Origin of the sequence: Eubacterium sp. CAG:161, assembly GCF_000432355.1 — a bacterium.
In the GTDB taxonomy this organism is placed as follows: Bacteria; Bacillota; Clostridia; order Lachnospirales; family Lachnospiraceae; genus Eubacterium_G; species Eubacterium_G segne.
The window spans coordinates 23,675-43,572 of record NZ_HF991850.1 but is presented as its reverse complement, the minus strand read 5'-3'; the positions used below and the strand labels follow the sequence as shown (position 1 = coordinate 43,572).

Here is a 19,898-nt window from a genome sequence, read left to right as displayed (position 1 = left end):
ACTTATTCTCCTTTCCTGCTAATCTGCCAAAAAGCCACGGCACTTGCAGCTGCCACATTTAATGAGTCAACTCCGTTAGCCATAGGTATTTTTACTGTATAATCACTTGCCTCAATGGTTTCAGCCATTAAGCCTTCCCCTTCTGTTCCAAGTATAATGGCAAGCTTTTCCTGTGACAACAATTCTTTATTATCAATACTTACTGAATTGTCAGTAAGTGCCATTGCCGCAGTTTTAAATCCCATATTTTTAAGGATTTTCATGCCATCATATGGCCATTTTAACTCCCCATCAAAAAAAGTCCAGGGAATTTGAAACACAGTTCCCATACTTACCCTTATGGCACGTCTGTATAGTGGATTGCTGCACCCCGGCGTCATTAAAACAGCGTCCATTCCAAGAGCTGCTGCCGAGCGAAATATTGCCCCTATATTAGTTGGATTCATAACATTTTCCAATATGGCTATTCTCTTAGCCCCGGCACAAACCTCTTCTATGGTTTTAAGCTTTGTTCTGTGCATGGCACATAACATTCCTCTTGTAAGTTTAAATCCTGTTATTTTTGATAACACATCAAACTCCGCTGTATACACCGGAACACTGCCACATCTTTTTATAATGTGTTTTGCCTCTCCATCTATATGTCTGTGTTCCACCAGCATGGAAATAGGTTGGTATCCTGCATCTAAGGCTCTCTCCACTACCTTTGGACTTTCCGCTATAAAAATTCCACCGTCCCTGCCAAAGCCTCTAAGCAACTCCGGCTCGTTACATCTGGCATATATGTCTAGTTTCTTAGATTCAAAATCCGTTATTTCCACAATGTTATTATTTTGCATTCTTAACTCCAAATTTGCTTACTATCACACATATAATCACGGTAATTACCATATCCGGCAATGTATTACCTACAATTATATCTACTGTCATCAAATATCTGTACAGTACAAATCCGATTATCCATATGACCACATTTGCTACTTCCACATTTTTTTCTGTGCTATCCTTCTTTATAATAAAGAAATCCGCTATCTGAATTGCAATCATTGGTGCAAAAACTGAACCGATTAAGTACAAAAAGTCTGTAATATCATCCATTGGATAAACAATTGCAGCTATTGTTCCCACTATTGTAACAGCGATTGCCATATATTTTCCTTTTATTTTATGTGAAATGGTTTCGCTGGAAATTCCTGCTGAATAAGCATCTAAATAAGTAGTTGTAACTGTAGAAAATACAATTATTAAAAGACCTGCAATTCCCAAACCTGCCTTTAACATAATCTGGTCAATTCCTGCATCCTGTGTATAAATTGCAGCTCCCATTCCGATTATGTACATCCAACAGCTTACCAAACCATATACAATGGCACTAGCTGCAGTTGCTTTAACAGGCTTTTCGGCTTCTCTTGTGTAATCACTAATAAGAGGCAGCCATGAAAGAGGCATTGCAACGGCTAATTCCACTGCTGCTCCAAAGGTAAGCCCGTCTCCTGCAACGCTAACCATCTGATGATTGTCAAAAAATACTACTTTACAAAGAATAATTGTAAGTATAAATAACGCTGACATTGCTACCACATTTATTTTTTCCACATTGCTTATTCCCACAATAATCCACAAAATAATAAGTACGCCTATTACAAGACACCATACCCATTTTCCTGTGTTAAATATGCCGTTAGCAGATATTGCTCCATCATAAATCATTATTGCCGTCCATCCTGCTAACTGAATTACATTTAATGCTGAAAAGATAATGCTTCCTTTTTGTCCAAAGCTTATCTTAACTGTTTCCATTGAACTTTTCTTTGTTTTAGCGCCAATTATTCCTGCTAAAAACAATAACACACATCCAATAATATGTCCAATAACTGTTGCCAGTATACCCTTTGTCATACCAAGGGATGCCAAATATGTTCCTGTTACGATTTCTGCAATTGATACCCCTGCCCCAAACCAGATTAAACTGTTACTAAATACTGATGTTCCTTTTTTCTCCATGTGATGTTCCTCTTTCCTTTATATTTTAGTATTCGCCTTTAATTGCAAATGCGTGGTTCATAGGTCCACTGCCTTTTCCTAAATCAAGCATTGCAGCCAATGCTCCTGAAATGTAAGCTTTTGCTTTTTCTACTGACTCATCTAAATCTCTGCCTTTTGCCAGATTTGAGGCAATGGCACTAGAAAGAGTGCATCCTGTTCCGTGAGTATTTGGATTATTAATTCTTTTTCCGTAAAACCACTTGTATTCCCCGTTGCTATATAACAAATCGTTGGCGTCATTTATGCTATGACCTCCCTTGCATAATACGGAGCAGTTATATTTTTCACTAATATATGCTGCTGCCTTAATCATGTCTTCCTCATTGCTAATAGTCATTTCCGACAATACTTCCGCTTCCGGAATATTTGGCGTAATCACTGTGGCTAATGGTATAAGGTATTCCTTTAATGTTGCAATTGCATCATCGCTAATTAATTTAGCTCCACTAGTTGCCACCATTACCGGGTCTAAAACAATGTTTTTTCCATTGTATTTTTTCAAGTTACAGGCTATGGTTTTAATAAGTTCACCGGAAGATACCATACCTATCTTAATTGCATCCGGTGTAATATCCTCAAAAATAGCCTTTAGCTGTGCCTCTAAAAATTCAGGACTTACCTCATAAATATCTGATACGCCGGTGGTATTTTGTGCAGTTAAAGCTGTAATGGCACTCATGGCATAAACACCATTAGCTGTCATTGTCTTTATATCTGCCTGTATTCCGGCGCCTCCACAAGAATCGCTTCCCGCAATTGTTAATGCTGTATTCATTTTCTTTCCTCCTTGCTTTTTCCTATGGTCAATAGTTTTAATCTATCGTTTTATATAGCGGTAAAAGGTGGTGCCCCCAATTTGCCGCTTTGTTTTCTTTATTTAATCATTTCTAAAGTTTTTTCTTTAAGTTCTGCTGTTGCTTCTTCAATATTTTTCTGAGCAAATATCGCACTAATTACAGCAATGCCGCATATTCCGCTACCGGATAACTCTTTTACATTATCCTTTGTAATGCCTCCAATGGCAATAACCGGAATATCTACTGCCTGACAAATTGCCTTTAATGTATCGTAAGATACATCCTCTGCATCATCCTTTGAGCCTGTAGGGAATACTGCTCCTACTCCTAAGTAATCAGCGCCTCTCTCTCTGGCTTTTATTGCCTGCTCCACTGTTTGAGCTGACACACCGATTATTTTGTCATTACCGATTTTTTTTCTTACATCTCCGGCTTCCATGTCACTTTGTCCTACATGCACGCCATCTGCATCCATTTTTAATGCAATGTCCACATTGTCATTTATAACAAAAGGAACCTTATACTTCTTACATAATTCCTTTATTTCAATGGCTTCCTGTAAAAAACTTTCCTCATCTAATTTTTTCTCTCTTAACTGAACAAAAGTTGCTCCGCCTTTTAATGCTTTTTCAACCTGTTCATAAAGTGTTTCGCCATTTAACCATGCTCTGTCGGTTACGGCATAAAGCAATAATTCTTCCGGTGTTGTATTACCTGATTTCATATTTTGCTCCTTTTTCTAATACTTCTCCATCCATGTTGTAAATAGCATCAATTATTCTGTTTCTGTAAGTTGAATTTCCGTCACCTTCTACCATTCTTCCGTAGCCGATTTCTCCTGCTACCCCCATGGCACATACTGCTGCAGCTGCTGCCTCAAGTTTGTTATTCTTGTTAGCAACTACAAATGCTGTCATCATTCCTGATAACTGACAGCCTGTTCCTGTGATGGCACTCATTTCCGGTCTTCCGTTTCTTATAACATAGCACTTATCACTGTCACATACTAAATCAATTGCTCCTGTAACGGCAATAATGCTTCCTGTAGCCTTTGAAAAAGCCTTTAACTTAGCTATTGTTTCGTCTATGTTATCTTCTGTAACTTTATCTGCCACGTCAGCATCTACACCCTTTGTGCTTCCGCTTCCTAACATCAAAGTTTTAATTTCAGAAATATTTCCTCTAATAACATCAAACTTAACCTCTTCAATTAACTTGTTGGCTGTTTCTGTTCTAAGCTTACTTGCGCCTGCTCCAACAGGGTCTAACAATGTAACATGACCTAATTCGTTTGCTTTCTTTCCTGCTGCAAACATTGAAGGTATTGTGTTTTTGTTAAGAGTTCCAATGTTAATGTTAAGTCCTCCACATATAGAGGTAATATCCTCTACATCATCAATGTCATCTGACATGATGGGACTTCCGCCACAGGCTAACAATACATTTGCCACATCGTTTACAGTTACGTAATTTGTAATGTTATGTACTAAAGGTACATTTTTTCTTACATTTTCAATACATTCCTTAAACATCTTTTCCTCCTGATATTTTTATAAAATAAAACGGACAAACCTAACCTGGCTTATCCGTAATGAATCCTTTTATATTCCCTACGTTGGCATTATCCAAATCAGGTTAAAGGGTCGAAGTTGATTACTTCCTCTCAGCCTGCCTACAAGCTCCCCTGCTATTAAATTTGTCCGGTACTATTGTATATCTATTTGGAAGATATTTCAATAAGTTTTATTTCCTTTTCATATATATAATTCCCGTTATATCCGCCAGCGCCCATCCAATAGGAATTGCCATCCATATTCCGATTTCCCCTATAAATGGAGACAGAATATATGCTAATGCAACTCTTGTACCTAGAGATATTACCGTAAGAACAACTGACATTTCCACCTTTTTAATTGCCCTATAATACCCATATAATAGAAACAGACAGCCTATGCCAAAATAAAATGCCCCTTCTATTCTTAAATATTTTATACCTGCTGCAATAACCATAACTTCTTTTTTGCTGATAAAAATATGCATAAGAGGCTTGGCAAAAATCCACACTAAAAGGGATATGACAATGCTAAAGGAAATACTCATTATAAATGCTGCCTTAGTACCTTTTCTTATTCTGTCTTTATTCCCTGCACCATAGTTTTGTGCAACAAATGTTGAGTAGGCATTGCCGAAATCCTGTACCGGCAGATATGCAAATGTATCTATTTTAACTGCTGCCGCAAATGCCGCCATAATAGTTGTTCCAAAGCTATTTACCAATCCCTGAACCATTAATATACCAAAATTCATAACTGATTGCTGAAGACATGTTAAACAGGACAAATTGGCAATTTCCTTAAGTATATTTTTGTTAAAATGAAGCTGACTTCTTTCAGGATAAAGATCTCTTCTTGTTTTCAACACATAAATTGTTATACCAACACCTGATACATACTGGGAAATAACCGTAGCAAATGCTGCCCCTCCTATTCCCATGGACAATACCATAACAAACAGCAAATCAAGACCTATATTAAGAACCGCTGAAACTGCAAGAAAAACTAAAGGTGCCGTAGAATTTCCCAGTGCCCTTAAAAGACATGAAAAGAAGTTATAAAGGGATGTGGCAAAAAGCCCTGAAAAAATAATTATTAAATATGTCCTCATTCCTTCGTAAACATCCTCCGGAGTTCTTAAAAAGTGCATTATTCCGTCAATTCCTACATATACTGCCACATTTAAAATCACGGTTATTAACATAATAAGCACAAATGCATGAATTATTGACAATTTAAGCAACTTATCCTCGCCTTTACCCTGATAAATAGAAAAAAGTGCTCCGGAACCCATACTTAGTCCTAAAAATATTGATGTTAAAAAAGTCATCAGGGTATATGCAGAACCTACCGCCGCTAACGCTGCTTTTCCTAAAACCTGACCTACTATCAGGGTGTCTGCTATATTATAAAATTGCTGCAAAAGATTTCCTGCTATCATCGGCAACGCAAAAAGCAGAAGACTTTTATATATTTTTCCTTTAGTTAAATCGTAGTACATTTCTTCTTCTCTTTATTTTTGTATTCTCTGGGACTTACTCCCACTATTTTCTTAAAGGTTTCCGCAAAATAACTTGAGCCATTAAATCCACATTCATAGGCTATTTCCGTCATTTTCATATCTGTTTTCATAATTAAATCAATGCTTTTGTCTATCCTGTATTCTACCAGGTAATCATTAGGACTTCTATTTATTATTTCTTTAAAAATTTTGCAACACTGGCTTCTGCTAACATTGCCTGCTTCAGCTATTTCTTCTAACTTAATAGGTTCTTTATAGTTAAACTGAATAAACGCAATCATTTTATGCAATGTATCTGCCCATGGTGATACACCTATTTTTTCTGCCCCTTTACAACTCCAAATATAGCTGTTCCCAATAACGCAATACAAATAATTGCCAATATAATCTTCTTCATAATAGTAATCCTCTTTATAATTTCAATCTTAGTTTCTGATGTTTTTCTGTGTATTTTCAGTATCAATGAAATTTACATATTTTCTATTTGTTGCATTTTTATTTGCACAACAATCTCTTTTATTATAAAGATAATCGATTTATTTGCAAGTTCTGTCTCGCAATTTGGAGTAATTGATTACGGTTAAGTTTCAATTCTTTCAGGACTTTTCTGTGAAATTATTAATTTCCTTGGTCTCACCCGGGGAAGGGGCGATTCCTACCAGGATTTAACCATAAATCCATCAATTTCCTGGTTCAAGAAATTTTCCATGTCTTATAAATTAATAATCCCATTACTTACATATCAAAAAAGAGCCTTACGCCAACACGTCCCACCAATGTGTTTCATGCCAACATAACGCTCTTTTTGTTCTTTTGTCTTTCCGTCTATTTTTGTTTTGAAAAGCTTATTTCTATTTTACCTTGAAAAGTTTCCGTCTATTTTTGTTTTGAAAAGGCGAGATAGCCTGCGCCAATTAAACCTGAATCTTCATTTAATGTGGATTTTCTAACCTTTATATATGGCTTCATTACTCCGTAAACTTTTTTCTTAACCAAAGCTTCTATTTCTTCCACAAATCCATCAATCTTAAGGGCAACAGAGCCACCTAATATTACGATATCCGGGTCAGCGAAACCATATATTAAAGCAATAAAGTTAGCAAGATAATTTTTTGCGTCCTTCATTATTCCTGCTGCCACTTCATTTCCTGACAATGCCAAATCATTAACTTCTCCGGCATGTTTAACTAAAAGTCCTGCCTTTTTGGCTCTTTCAGTAATGGCTGTTCCACTGCTAATTGCCTCAATTCCTCCCGGAAGAATGTTTCCGTGGCTTGGACCGTCCTGAATCATAATACTATTTGCCACTTCGTTGGCAAAACCATGGGCACCTAAATAAACCTCTTTGTTAATAACAAAGCCGGCGCCAAGTCCTGTAGATACAGTTAAATACTGCACAATATTACAATCCTTTCCCTCACCAACTACTGCTTCAGCCAATCCTGCCAAATTAGCATCGTTATCTAAGTAAACAGGCTTACCGATTTTCTCACTTAACACCTTTGAAATTTCAAGATTATGCCACTTACCATTAAGATTAGGCGGTGTCAAAACCTTTCCATTTATTAAATCAAGAGGTCCCGGACATGACATTCCAACACCTACAATATCCTTATCAAAGGATTTGATAATGTGACTTATTTCATTAAGTGTATTTTCCGGTTCCTTATTATCAGTAGAGAACTGCTCTCTACTGATAATATTTAACTCTTCATCTATTAGGGCAACTCTTGTATTGGTTCCTCCAATATCGATTGCTACCGCATACTTCATTTATTTCACCCATATTGTCACAAACTTACAGTGTGACAATTCCTTTACTGAAATTGTGTTATTTTCAACCTTGATAGCCTCTGTCTTTTCTTCTCTTAAGTTAGTATAATATGCCTCTTTTACATCAAAATTGAACTTAATTTTATCATCTAAATTCCTATGGTCTTTTCCATTGTAAAGACGAATAATATATCCATCATCTTCTTCTGCCTTTTTAATAGCTGATACCACAAGATTTCCTTCAGTTTCAAACAGGCTGTGAACAATATCATTCTTTCCTTCAATTTCTCTTTGTGAGAAAATAAGTCTGCCATTTAAGAACTCAGCATATGTGTACACTTCCATATTTGTATCGTACTGTTTTGCCAGTGTATCAATATCAGCGTCGTTAATATCTCCTGCATAAGTTGTAAATCCAAAGTTAAATTCCATTTGCTTTAACAACTGAGCTGCCGGTGTTTCAATAATTCTCTCTCCACTAGCACGTCCCGGACGATATATAAGATTCTCCTTACCCATAAATCCATAGGTTCTAAACAATGTTAATCTTATTTTGCTGTCATCTAATACTTCGTACTCACGCACTCCCTGTGGAATAACTGCAACGCCTGTTTTTCCATCAGTAAGAGATACATATGACTGTGTAGGTTCAATGCTAATAGGTGGCTCCTGCCATGTAGACTGGTCATTTGCCCAGTTGGCAAGTTCCTGTATTCCTGTCTTCTTTTCAGACCTATTATTCATTGATTCCATATACAGTTTCATTTCTTTTTCGTAGTAATTAGGACGTTTAATAAGTCCAAACTGCTGGTCTGCATAGTTAAATGCAGAAACTATCTGGCTGTCAAATACTACACATAATCTGTGGGAAAGACCTTTGTTATCAACCTTAACATTGAAATCAATAACCTTTGAGCCTTTTCTTAAGGCAACTGTCATATCAACAGGCATTGTTACGCTGACTTTTCCCTCTGCTCTCTCTTCAAGATTTTCAGGAACAACCATGTCAAAATGAATAACTGCCTGACTGTAAACATCACTTCCGCTAATTTTTACAGAAGACTCTGATTCATTTGAAAATACTTCCAAATCTTTTCTTGGTGGTGAGTAGTTAAAGCTGTCTCCGTCGTCACCATTTTCAACCAATATTCCCTGATTTTTGTATGTTACATTATTTTCCTTATCTACTATTGTAAGTGAGCCGTCCTTTTCCACTTCAATTGTGTAATATTCATTTTCAAGAACTGACTTCTCTTCCATTTCCTTATGGCTGTCTTTTTCTGTGTCAACACTGTACTGTACATATCCAAGAGCCGGCACATCATTAGCCTTAATTGCCATTGTAACTTCAAAAACATGGTCAGGAATGTAGAATTTTCTTGACGGGTCAATAGTAATAATCTGGGATAAAACATAATCCGTTAAATCTCTTGACTGAATAATTGTATAATCTACATTATTTCCCTTTTCATCAACAATTGCAAATTTTCCACCTGGAACATAAGTTTTAACAATAACTGTATCTTCACGTTTCTGTGGTAATGTATTGATTAATGTAAATGTCATATCTGCACTGTTTTTAACATTAGTTGCAATTAATCTTGAATGAAGTTCCACAAGATTTATGGCAATATCTCTTGCCTGCTTATACCTTACATAAACATCTTCGTTGGCTGTATCGGAAATACATGAACCAATTGAATCATGAGCTGAATTTTCAAATAACAGCTTCCAGATTTCTGCCACTGCCTCGTGAGGATATTCATTTCCTAAGTTATAAGAAATTGTAAGTAAAGGCTCCATTACATTTGTAACATAATTTTGAATCTGAGTGTTCATAACCTTAAGGTCTGAACGGGATGAGAAAATTGACTTGTGTATTCTCATATGCTTTGCAATAACTAACTCGCCCTGTACTTCCTCCAATTCCGGCTTTTCACTTTTAACATCCTTAATATAATCTTCAATACAGCTGATAACATACTCGTTCTCAGGATCTTTCTCGTTTCTTTCCTTTATAAGCTGTGGAAGATTGGTACGGATAGGTGCCTGATCAAATCCGTTAGGGAAATATATATGTCTTGTAGCACTACGTCCACCTGCTTTTTCAAGACACTCTTTCTCCCAAAATTCATCATTTTCCTTCGGATCTTCCGGAATCTTTCCACCAATATAATAACCGAAAGGAATCTGTGTTGTAAATACCACGCTGCCGTCATCACCTTTCCAGTTGAAATCAGTGTGTTCAACCATGTCATCACTAACACCACGCCAGAATAATGTATCTTCAATGCCAAATTCCCTGTAAATCTGCGGCATGTTTCCTGACTGTCCAAAAGAATCCGGCACATAACCTACATTCATGTATTTTCCAAAGCTTTCGCAACGCTTCATTCCGTAATACATATTTCTTACAATGCTTTCTCCTGAAATAACCAACTGGTCTGTCTGGGTATACCAAGGACCTATAACCAGTTTTCCCATTTTCACAAGCTTTGTAATGCGCTCTTTATCCTGTGGTCTCCACTTTATATAATCATCTAATAATGAGCCCTGGGCATCAACCATAAAATACTTAAATTCAGGGTCACTTTCTAATGTATCAAGAACATCTCCCAAATCCTTCATAAGATATACTTTTGATCTTGATGTGGTAAAATACCATTCTCTATCCCAATGTGAATGTGGTACTACATGTATCTTTCTTTTCATTTCAATTCCTTTCCTTATTTATTTTAAAGTAAATAATTTTAAAACAGGCAGGGGCAAAAACTTAGCCCCTGCCCATTAACTGAGTTATTAATTTGTTGTAATACTTATAAACTTATGAGTGACAAAATTTACTTTTGATACCACGCCATAATATATTATTTTTTACTATTTAACATCTTCAAAAGATATTTCAATTTCATCAATATCAACGTCTTCTGACTTTCCTTCGTCTCCTTCGTTAAAGTCAACCACTAATGTTGCAAGGAAAGCGATGATTAATGCTCCTACTAAAATACCTATAAGGTAAGCCCATCCATGTGTTACTGATACGAATCCGTAAATTCCACCAACAGGAGGGATGTCACCTTTTCCACCTAAAAGAGCAATTACAGCTGTACCAATAGCTGCACCAAACATGTTAATTGGAATTAAGAACTGAGGTTTTACAAGTGTGAAAGGAATAGCTCCTTCTGTAATTCCTACAAATCCCATTGCCCAGTTTGATTTACCTGTCTCTCTAAATTCTGCTGAGAATCTCTTCTTTCTGATTACTGTTGCAATAGCGTATGCAAGTGGTGGCATACAAATTGCTGCGTTGATAAATACGTTTGGCTGATAAATTCCTTCTGCCATTAATGCGTTTCCTGCCATCCATGCTGACTTGTTGATTGGGCCACCCATATCGCAGGCAATCATTGCTCCAAGGATTAATGCCATTACTAACTGTGAGCTCTGGTTCTGGCACATTGAACTAATCCAGTTTACAAGCCATGTGTTTATTGCTGCTAATGGTGTTGCCAATATAACACCCATAATTATTGCAACTAATCCTGTTGCTATTAAAGGACAAACAACCAGTGGCATTACAGAATTCATTGACTGTGGTAACTTAATGTGCTTCTTAGCCCATTTTACTGAATAACCTGCAATAAAAGCTGCAATTACAGCACCTAAGAATCCTGCGTAAGTATTTGATGCAACTGCACCACCGATTAAACCTGCACCAATTGCCGGCTTATCTGCAATACTGTAAGCAATAAATCCTGCTAATACTGTATTAACCATTCCAATACCTGTCCAACCTACATTTTCAATTAACTTCATTATATGCCAGATTCCTGTTCCATCTGCATATGGATCTAATGAAGTGATACCAAAACATAATGCAATAAGCTTTGGTATTGCAACTACTAATGATGCTCCGATAATAAGTGGAAGCATGTAGCCGATACCTGTCATCAAATGACCTTTAGCGTCTTTAAAAAACTGTTTCATTTCTTAATCTCCTTTTTTATTTATTATTAATTTTTATTTGCTAACTGCTGCTACACATTTTTTAAGTACAGCTTCCGGTGCCTTGATACAAATGTTTATATCAACACGGATAACTTTCTTGCCGGCGAAACGTTCCATGCCAACGATTTTCTGGTCTGATGCAATGATTACCAAATCTGCTGCCTTTGCTTCTTCATCAGTAATTGTATTTACCTGACCCATGCTGCCCTGCTGTTCCATTTTTACGTCATATCCTAATGCCTGTCCTGCCTTCTCCAATGCCTTTGCTGCCATTGGTGTGTGTGCAAGTCCTGCCGGACATGCTGAAATTCCAACGATCTTCATCTTAATTATCCTCCTTCATGATTTTTAATATATATTCCTTTAACATTGACTTGTCTGTTGAAGACTTAACTGTGTCTTTAAATTCGTCTTCTAACAAACTTGTTGCCAATTTTGAAATCATTATTAAGTGTTCATTTCCTGCCTTCTCAGTAGGAACTATTAAGGCAAACACATATTTCACTTTTGTGTCGTCCATTGTTTCCCAATCTAATGGATTTTTGCATTTTACAAAAAATACTGCTGTTTCTTTTGCGTATTCTGACTTTGCATGAGGAATTGCAAATTCATTCTGAAGTCCTGTAGAATACTCAGCTTCTCTTTTTAAGAAATCACTCTTTAAGCCTTCCTTGTTGTCTGTAATTCCCATTTTCAATGCTTTTTCGCTTACAAAGTCAAGTAACTGTTCCTTGGATGCTACATCAACATCTAAAAAAATATATTCTTCTCTAATCATTCTTTTTTCCCTTCTCTATGTGCTTTTCTTTGTTACTATGGCTATATCATAATCCACCGGCATTTCCATTTCAATTCATACGATTTCCAATTGAAAACGGAAATCATTACAATTAAAAATCCGGTATTTCCGTTTCAAAGTGGAAATAATGTGCAATTGTTGTATCACATTTCCGTTTCAAAACGGAAATTTTTGACTTTGCTCTTTTTAGTTAAATATTCTATACTATGTTATATATAAATAAGGCGTGAATTAAATATCAGACATTATTACTTTTTAATAGGAGAGAGGATATATGTTTCAACACAAACGTTTAAACATGATGTTCAATCATATTAGGAAAAACGAATATACTCCTGTAAGCAGTCTCCAGTCATTGCTAAACATTACCGACCGAACTATCCGCAATGACATTTTGGAAATTAATGATACTTTGTCTGCTTGTGGAGCTTTGGTTAAACTTAAGAGAAATTACGGATATTATATAGAAATAACTGATGATGAAAAATATTCAGATTTTCTAAAAACCTTTGAACACAGTGATGATAAAAAAATGAATATTGATACTTCTGAGGAGCGTATTAAATATATACTTAATGAATTGTTGTCCTCTGAGGATTATGTATCTATGGATGAGCTTTCGGAAACTGTATTTATTTCAAAAAATACTTTAAATAAATATATAAAGACTATTAAAAATATTGTTAATAAGTATGATTTGGAATACATTACAAAACCAAGCTCCGGTGTAAAAATCATTGGTTCCGAGGACAGAATCAGAAAGTTATATGTGGAATATATACTGTCCGCTAACTTTAATGAATATGTCACTTCCTTTACCAAGGAAGAACGTTCTATTTTTAGTAACATTGATTTGGACTGGCTTAGAAAAATTACCATTGACCAGTTAAATAGTCATTTTGTAAAAACCAGTGATTATAATATGAAAAATATTATTATTCATCTTGCATTAATGACAACCCGTGTTCTTGGTAATCATTATATTAACCTGTATAATATAACACCGGATTCTTCTATTATGGGATTGATTAACGGATTATGCCGGGAAATTGAGGAAAAATACGATATTATTCTGTCTCAAAGTGAAAAGAATTATATGTATCTCCAGCTTATTGCCAATACTCATTTAGATATTACTTATATTGACGATGAGAAGCTTCGGGATTCCATTAATCAGATGCTTGAGGTTATTTATACTGATTTTAATTTTGACTTAAGAAATGACGAAATTTTGTGTGCGGATTTGTTTAGGCATCTTAAGTCTATTTTTACCAGTAAACTTTATGATCTAAACAGTAATAATCCTTTGCTTGAAACCATAAAGACCAATTATCCTTTAGAATATGAGATTACTCTTACTGCAATTGCCAAAACTTTTGTTTTTGAGCCTTATGTTTTAAAGGAAGATGATGTAGGCTATGTTTCAGTTTATATTGGAGCTGCCATTGAGAGATGTTATTATAAATCCCAGAAAAAGAAAAATGTTATTCTTGTTTGTGGCAGCGGTCATGCAACTACACGAATGCTTGAAACAAGACTTAACATAGTTTTTCCGGACAAAATTAATATTGTAAAGTGTTTGTCCTATAATGAATATTCAAGCTACACTAAGGAAGATGTGGAAGATATTGATTTTGTTATTACAACTATTACTTTAGATAATAACCTTCTTCCGTCAGTTATGGTTGATTTCGCTTTAAACAATAAAGATGTGGAATCTATCAACAGACATTTGTCTAAGATGCTTCATAAACGTCTTCAGATGTTTGAGCACTTTTTTGATAAGGATTTGTTTATGCGGCTTAAAGGCAATACCACCAAGGAAGACGTTATAAGAACCATGTATCAGAAAACTTACGACAAAGGTATTGTAGACGAGCGTTTTATTGATTCCGTACTAAAACGTGAGGAAATTGGCAAAACAAATATGAATGACGTTTTTGCCCTTCCACACCCTATGGAATTATGTGCTACAGATACCAAGGTTGTGGTGGCTCTGTTAGACAATCCTATTAAATGGAACGAAAGCAACATGATTCAAATTGTGTTTATGCTGGTAATAAAACAGGGTGAGCAAACGGATTTTGAACATTTATATGATATTTTTATTGAAATAATCAGTGATAGCAAGCTACAGCAAAAAATTATAAATTCCCAAACCTATGAGGAATTTATGGATGTGCTCTACGATGGCATAAGTATAGATTAAAGTTAAAAATACCCGGATATAGCGACTAAATAACTATATCCGGGTATTTTCTATAATTCTTCTGTTTTATAAGTTGTATATCCCTCGTAATAATAACTACAATCAATGCCTTTCACATGAAGCAGAACTGATACTTTAATTATAACATATCTTTTGGCAAATACCTGTATTTTATTAAACAAGATTAAAAATATTTATAAGGAATATTAAAGCCAGTCCGTAGTATGTTACCACTGCCACTAAATCATTTACGGTGGTAATCAAAGGGCCTGATGCAACTGCCGGGTCAATTTTAATTTTGTGAAAAATCATTGGTATTGCAGTTCCCACAATACTTGATATAACCATGGCAACTAAAAGGGATACTCCCACACATGCTGATATTAAAAATGCACTGCCCCATGCATAATGCTTAAAAACATGAATGTATACACCTAAAAATGCCAGTGACATTATTCCTAAAATGGAGCCGTTAAGAAATCCCACTCTTACTTCCTTAACCAATAGCGTAAGTTTTTGCTTCCCTGTCAGCTGTTCATCCATTAACACCCTGATAGTTACTGCAAGGGACTGGGTTCCAACGTTTCCTGCCATATCGAGCACCAGAGACTGGAAGCATATAACTATCGGTAAAACTGCCACTACTGATTCAAACATTCCCACCACTGATGATACCGCCATACCTAAAAATAACAATATAATCAGCCATGGAAGCCTTTTTTTACTGCTTTCAATAACCGGCTCTTTCAAATCTTCTTCCGCTGTAAGACCACCTAACTTAGCGTAATCTTCTCCCATTTCATCATCAACTAATTCTACAATGTCGTCTGAAGTAATTACACCTACTATTTCTCCGGTAATCTTAAGCACCGGTATTGAATCCTCTGAATACTCCACAATCTTGTCCATACACTCATCTATCAGGTCATGTTCAAGAAGATACGGATATGACTGGCTGATTATTTCAATTAATTTATCGTCCTTTCTTGCAAGAATCATATCTTTTAAATCAATTGCCCCAAAATATTTTTCATTATCATCAACAACATAAATTGTGGAAATATTGTCGTTGTCTCCTGCCTGTTTTAAAAGTTCCTTAGTTGCCTCCCCAATAGTTAAATGATTGTGAATGCATATATAATTAGTTGTAATGCGGCTTCCGATTTCATCCTCGCTATAGGACATAATCTTTTGCACATCTTCCTTTAGATTTTCATCAAGATGCTTTAAAATTTTTTCCCTTTTATTTTCATCAAGACTTTCTATTAAATCAACTGCATCATCGGAATCCATTAATGATATTACTTTTACTGCTTTTTCTAATGTTAATTCATTAAAATATTTTTCTATATCATCAATATAGGTGAAAATCTCTGCAACATGCTTTGCCCCTAAAATCCTATATATATGTTTTCTTTCATTTTCAGTAAGGCATGTTAAAGCCTCTGCAATATCATTGTAATGGTAGTTGTCAATTCTTTTTGCCAGTTCTTTTTCAGGCAATGTGCTTCTCATTAAAGCTACAAGCTCTTTAACATAGTTCTTTTTTTCAAATTTTCTTGTTTTCATTTATGCCTCCTTACTTTTGTGCATATAACCACTCATCTATATGATTTTATTTTTGCACACAAAAAATACACCACTTAAAGTGGAACCTACAGTTACATGTTGTGATGTATGCTATAATTCCCCGTGGTGTATAAAAAGACATATGAATAAAAAGTAACTAACCCAATTTCACAGACAGCCACTTTTTATTGTTCATTAATTTAATACCACAGCTACTATATAGCCTAATACTATCGCAACTATCCATGAAACTCACCTCCGTTAACTTTTTTACTATTAGAGTTTAACACTCTGAATTTTCTTTTTCAACCTAACGTAATTTTTTTTTCACTATTTTATAAACTTTTGTTCCACTACATCAAACAGTCCTATATCCGTTATTTTTACTTCCGGTATAACCGGTAATGACATAAAGCACAATGTCATGGTTGGTTCTACATTAGGATTTACCTTAAGCCTATCATAAGCAATATTATGAATTTTTGTTAATTTATCCCTAACCCACTCACCGTTTTTATCGCTCATTAATCCTGCTATTGGAAGAGGCATGGATTCTAAAACCTCTCCGCCATCTACCACAACAATGCCGCCTTCTAATTCTATTAACTTAGATACTGCAAATGCCATATCTTCATTATTAGTTCCTACTACAATTATGTTGTGAGAATCATGTGCCACTGTTACTGCAATGGCTCCTGTCTTTATTCCATAACCTTCTATAAGTGCCGTTGCCACGTTGCCTGTCATTTGGTGTCGCTCAACTACTGCCACCTTTGCCACATCAATATTTTTATCAAACTTAAAATCTCCATCTTCCCCACGATTAATTTTCATTACCTTTTTCTTTGTAACAACGCTATCCGGCAAAATTCCTATTACCGTAGCCTTGTCAGATTCTAAATGCATTTTTAGTTTGTCAATGGAAAAATCTTTTACTTTAACACTTCCTGCCACCTTTTGGATTCCAATATGCTTTGTGTCTGCCAAATAGTTGCCCTTATCTGCCACCAGATTTCCTTCAATCCAAACCTTGTCAATTTTGAATTTTTCCAAATCATCCACTAAAACAATATCTGCTTTTTTGTTTGGTGCAATGGCTCCCCGGTCATCTAAGTGGAAACATTCCGCTGCATTAAGAGTTGCCATCTGCACAGCTGTAATAGGGTCAATTCCATTTTCAACGCATATACGAAGTTTTTCGTCCATATCTCCCTTTTCAAAAATTGTCACTGGCTGTAAATCATCGGCACAAAGAATGCAACGTCTGGAATTTTGTTCATTTACCCCTTTAAGCAACATAGGAAGCTCTCTACAGGCAGAACCATAACGTAGCATAACGTACATTCCATTTCTAAGTCTCTCCTTAAGTTCCTCCAAGGAACCGCTTTCGTGGTCTGTATGTATTCCTGCTGTAACATAAGCAGACAAATCATCCCCTTTAAGCCCCGGAGAGTGACCGTCTATCAGCTTTCCTGCCTGATGACAAAGACTGATTTTTTCAATGACTTCTGAATCTGTGTTTATTACTCCCACAGTGTTCATAAACTCTCCCATGCCAAATACTTTATCCTGATTAATAACTTCACTAATAGCCTTTGAATCCACAACTGCTCCTGCATGTTCCCATGGTGTACATGGCACGCAGGATGGAAGCATGTATTTAATATTAAGGGCTGCATTTTCCCCTGCCTTTACCATATAATCAAAGCCGTCCATACCACATACATTCACTATTTCGTGAGGGTCTGCAATAATGGTGGTAGTTCCGTGAGGTACTACCAAACGGCTGAACTCTTCCGGAGAAACAAAGGATGATTCAATGTGAATATGACTGTTAATAAATCCCGGTAGGGCATATCTGCCTTCTGCATCCACTTCTTTTTCTCCACTGTAATTTCCCACTGCTGCTATTTTCCCGTCTGAAATAGCAATGTCTCCTTCAATAATTTCGTGGGTAAACACATTAACTATTTTGCAGTTTTTTATTACCAGGTCTGCCGGCTGTCTTTTTGCGGCAATGTTGATTCTTTTTTTGATGTTATCATGCATATAATCTTCTCCTCTTTATATATAATTGTTTAACATTTCTTCCACTAAACCTCTTATTTTCCCTGCTACCTCTTCACAATATTGTTTTTTCAAACCGGCATTAACACCTACTTCTGTTAATTCCTTTATTCCCGGATTTCTGCCATTCCCTGCTACCGTTGTAGTATGCTCTCCATAGTAGGTATTGCTATAGGTCAAATCATATGCCGGGCTAAACCGCCAAGTGCTAAGGTTCCAACAGGACGTTCATTATAAAATACATTTATTATTTCACTTGTTTTCATTAATTACCTCCTGAATGTTTTTGTATGGAACCTGTGAAAATATTTCCCTTAATTCATTAACCACATCCAATGCCGTTGCTATTCTTGTTAAACTTAGCAGTGAAATCTGCCCTGTGGTTTCAAAACGTTTTATGGAGCCATAGCTTACTCCACTGATTTCAGAAAGTTTTTTTTGGGAAATACGACGCCTTTTCCTTATATTCTTAAGTCTGTCTGCAATTTTCAAATTAATTTCTTCAGGGGTTTCCCATATATAATTTTGCATCAAGTTGTCCTTCTCCTTTATGGATAATATTTTATCCATTTCCTTTGATTTTAGGCAATATTGGATAATATTTTATCTATTATTATAACAATAATTATTTTTTTTACAAGATAATTAAGCCTCCCATACTAAAAAGTATGAAGAGGCTTTATCCATTATTTTTCCTGAAAAAATTCAATTTCTTCTCTTAATGGTCCGTAACAAAAAGCTATTCTTGCCGGGAATGGCGGGGTTGATTTTATTTCTATTAAACCATTTCCCGTGTCAAACATTATGCCTTCCTCCCATTAACTGATTTTATTTTCCCACACGCTGTATCCCTGAGTTAATGCTGATTCATAAATGGGATGTAGTCTTTTATAAAGAACCTGACTAAAATTATCCGGTTCAATCCCTTCTATGTACAATTCGTCTAAAGGCCATATTGAATTAAGATTATATCTTTTACAATCGTTAAAAAGCCGCCCTGCATATTCATTACTATGAACTGTTCTATTTAACAGATATTGCCGGTGAGCAAAGCCCCCGTAGTAGTTTTCCCATTGGGGAAGTCTGTTGTTTTTGGCAGAATTAAGTTTTCCCTTAACAGGAACCAAATTCCAAAGCTCGTCATTTGCCACGTAAGACCAGGGGATAAAGTGGTCAATATCGTATTCGCCATTAAGGGGATCGTTAGAATAAATGTCACTAAACTCGCCGCCATTTATTTCCATTACACAATCCCAAAGCTTTCGGGCTTTTTCAAGCCTGCGTTTTTTATCCTTTTCAGGCTCCAACTTATATATAATGCCAGGCACACCGGGATTTCTGTCCTGAAGATATTTTAATTTTTTCATCTTAATCCAGCCACGAATTGTTACCATATTATCAATGAAAAAGTTTCTCCAAGAGTTATTTATTATGATTTTTTTGTTCAATCCTGTACCCTCTTCTATTTTATATGGTAGACATTCTTTTTTATCCACCATATCGAAATATGTTATCAGGTGTTTCTTATTATTCCACAAAGTATCATTTCCCTTAA

Annotated in this window: 19 protein-coding genes and 1 riboswitch; of the genes, 1 reads left to right on the top strand and 18 read right to left on the bottom strand. The window is 35.7% G+C overall.

Features of this window, described 5'->3' with window-relative positions; genetic code table 11:
• Nucleotides 1–2: 2 nt before the first annotated feature.
• From Q5O30_RS01950 to Q5O30_RS01890, 13 genes are all read right to left on the bottom strand, one after another.
• On the bottom strand, nt 3–839 hold the full coding sequence (locus tag Q5O30_RS01950) for an RNA methyltransferase (RefSeq protein WP_021952080.1): 837 nt from the start codon (nt 837–839) through the stop codon (nt 3–5).
• Nucleotides 829–2,004 carry a putative hydroxymethylpyrimidine transporter CytX gene (gene cytX, locus Q5O30_RS01945; RefSeq protein ID WP_021952079.1) on the bottom strand — a complete coding sequence of 392 codons (1,176 nt, stop codon included), beginning with the start codon at nt 2,002–2,004 and terminating at the stop codon, nt 829–831. The genes Q5O30_RS01950 and cytX overlap by 11 nt, the downstream gene beginning before the upstream one ends.
• 25 nt (nt 2,005–2,029) lie before the next feature.
• Nucleotides 2,030–2,821, bottom strand: coding sequence for a bifunctional hydroxymethylpyrimidine kinase/phosphomethylpyrimidine kinase (thiD, locus tag Q5O30_RS01940; RefSeq protein WP_021952078.1), 792 nt, complete (start codon nt 2,819–2,821; stop codon nt 2,030–2,032).
• A gap of 98 nt (nt 2,822–2,919) precedes the next feature.
• Nucleotides 2,920–3,567, bottom strand: coding sequence for a thiamine phosphate synthase (gene thiE, locus Q5O30_RS01935; RefSeq protein ID WP_021952077.1), 648 nt, complete (start codon nt 3,565–3,567; stop codon nt 2,920–2,922).
• Nucleotides 3,554–4,375, bottom strand: a complete 822-nt coding sequence (gene thiM / locus Q5O30_RS01930; RefSeq protein WP_021952076.1) for a hydroxyethylthiazole kinase — start codon at nt 4,373–4,375, stop codon at nt 3,554–3,556. Before thiM ends, thiE begins: the two co-directional genes overlap by 14 nt.
• Before the next feature lie 57 nt (nt 4,376–4,432).
• A riboswitch (TPP riboswitch) is annotated at nt 4,433–4,539 on the bottom strand.
• Nucleotides 4,540–4,586: 47 nt separating this feature from the next.
• Nucleotides 4,587–5,897 (bottom strand): MATE family efflux transporter, encoded by a 1,311-nt coding sequence (locus tag Q5O30_RS01925; protein ID WP_021952075.1) that lies wholly within the window; start codon nt 5,895–5,897, stop codon nt 4,587–4,589.
• Complete coding sequence (locus tag Q5O30_RS01920) at nt 5,882–6,199, bottom strand: helix-turn-helix transcriptional regulator (RefSeq protein WP_118590116.1); 318 nt, start codon at nt 6,197–6,199, stop codon at nt 5,882–5,884. The genes Q5O30_RS01925 and Q5O30_RS01920 overlap by 16 nt, the downstream gene beginning before the upstream one ends.
• Before the next feature lie 32 nt (nt 6,200–6,231).
• Nucleotides 6,232–6,381 carry a hypothetical protein gene (locus Q5O30_RS01915; protein WP_302669402.1) on the bottom strand — a complete coding sequence of 50 codons (150 nt, stop codon included), beginning with the start codon at nt 6,379–6,381 and terminating at the stop codon, nt 6,232–6,234.
• A 413-nt stretch (nt 6,382–6,794) separates the two neighbouring features.
• On the bottom strand, nt 6,795–7,691 hold the full coding sequence (locus Q5O30_RS01910; RefSeq protein WP_021952073.1) for an ROK family protein: 897 nt from the start codon (nt 7,689–7,691) through the stop codon (nt 6,795–6,797).
• Nucleotides 7,692–10,403: a mannosylglycerate hydrolase gene (gene mngB / locus Q5O30_RS01905; protein ID WP_021952072.1), complete on the bottom strand. Its 2,712-nt coding sequence runs from the start codon at nt 10,401–10,403 to the stop codon at nt 7,692–7,694.
• 165 nt (nt 10,404–10,568) lie between these two features.
• The gene (locus Q5O30_RS01900; protein ID WP_021952071.1) at nt 10,569–11,678 is read right to left on the bottom strand and encodes a PTS fructose transporter subunit IIC; all 1,110 of its coding nucleotides are present in this window, start codon (nt 11,676–11,678) and stop codon (nt 10,569–10,571) included.
• Between the two features lie 33 nt (nt 11,679–11,711).
• Nucleotides 11,712–12,023, bottom strand: a complete 312-nt coding sequence (locus Q5O30_RS01895; RefSeq protein ID WP_021952070.1) for a PTS fructose transporter subunit IIB — start codon at nt 12,021–12,023, stop codon at nt 11,712–11,714.
• A 1-nt stretch (nt 12,024) separates the two neighbouring features.
• Nucleotides 12,025–12,477 (bottom strand): PTS sugar transporter subunit IIA, encoded by a 453-nt coding sequence (locus tag Q5O30_RS01890; protein WP_021952069.1) that lies wholly within the window; start codon nt 12,475–12,477, stop codon nt 12,025–12,027.
• Nucleotides 12,478–12,772: 295 nt separating this feature from the next.
• Between Q5O30_RS01890 and Q5O30_RS01885 the strand changes: the two genes are divergently transcribed.
• Nucleotides 12,773–14,707: a BglG family transcription antiterminator gene (locus tag Q5O30_RS01885; protein WP_021952068.1), complete on the top strand. Its 1,935-nt coding sequence runs from the start codon at nt 12,773–12,775 to the stop codon at nt 14,705–14,707.
• Between the two features lie 174 nt (nt 14,708–14,881).
• On the opposite strand, the gene mgtE is transcribed toward Q5O30_RS01885, so the two are convergent.
• The 5 genes from mgtE to Q5O30_RS01860 form a co-directional block, all read right to left on the bottom strand.
• The gene (gene mgtE, locus Q5O30_RS01880; protein ID WP_021952067.1) at nt 14,882–16,276 is read right to left on the bottom strand and encodes a magnesium transporter; all 1,395 of its coding nucleotides are present in this window, start codon (nt 16,274–16,276) and stop codon (nt 14,882–14,884) included.
• A gap of 330 nt (nt 16,277–16,606) precedes the next feature.
• A complete protein-coding gene (gene ade / locus Q5O30_RS01875) occupies nt 16,607–18,325 on the bottom strand; it encodes an adenine deaminase (RefSeq protein WP_021952066.1) in 1,719 nt (572 codons plus the stop codon).
• A 15-nt stretch (nt 18,326–18,340) separates the two neighbouring features.
• The gene (locus Q5O30_RS01870; protein WP_021952065.1) at nt 18,341–18,523 is read right to left on the bottom strand and encodes a hypothetical protein; all 183 of its coding nucleotides are present in this window, start codon (nt 18,521–18,523) and stop codon (nt 18,341–18,343) included.
• Between the two features lie 72 nt (nt 18,524–18,595).
• Nucleotides 18,596–18,913 (bottom strand): helix-turn-helix domain-containing protein, encoded by a 318-nt coding sequence (locus Q5O30_RS01865; protein ID WP_366459934.1) that lies wholly within the window; start codon nt 18,911–18,913, stop codon nt 18,596–18,598.
• A gap of 248 nt (nt 18,914–19,161) precedes the next feature.
• Complete coding sequence (locus Q5O30_RS01860) at nt 19,162–19,791, bottom strand: HNH endonuclease domain-containing protein (RefSeq protein ID WP_302674528.1); 630 nt, start codon at nt 19,789–19,791, stop codon at nt 19,162–19,164.
• Nucleotides 19,792–19,898: the final 107 nt, after the last annotated feature.